The following is a 405-nucleotide window of genomic DNA, read 5'->3' on the forward strand; positions in this document are numbered from 1 at the left end:
ATAAGATTTACACCCCTGAATCCATCATAGGCATAGACAAACGTCGAGAACATCCAGCCTTAAGTCAATACCGAAAGGGGCCTTCAGCACACTCGGTAATAGAGCCTTATTGTGGAGTAAAGCAAGATCATACAGACAAGCTCATTCAAATATTAGAATTACACTTCCCCAAAAAAAAATGTAGACCTAATTATTGATGATTGCAGCCATTTATATGAACCAACAAAAGCCGCCTTTTTGACATCATTCCCTTATCTAAAATCAGGTGGGATATACATCATAGAAGATTGGGGATGGGCGCATTGGCCGGGTGAGTTTCAAAAGAAAGAGTTTTTCCCCGGAACTCCTTTAAGTAAATTGGTTTTCGAATTACTCATGCTTCAAAGCGTCATTCCAAATGTCATA

General features: G+C 39.3%; 1 protein-coding gene. It reads left to right on the forward strand.

Features of this window, described 5'->3' with window-relative positions; translation table 11 throughout:
* Window positions 1-197, forward strand: a 197-nt coding sequence (locus AB4589_RS25090; protein WP_372101924.1) for a hypothetical protein, incomplete at its 5' end; no start/stop codon positions are given.
* Window positions 198-405 lie beyond the last annotated feature (208 nt).

It is taken from the genome of Vibrio sp. 10N.222.49.A3 (assembly GCF_041475145.1).
Taxonomy (GTDB): domain Bacteria; phylum Pseudomonadota; class Gammaproteobacteria; order Enterobacterales; family Vibrionaceae; genus Vibrio; species Vibrio tasmaniensis_A.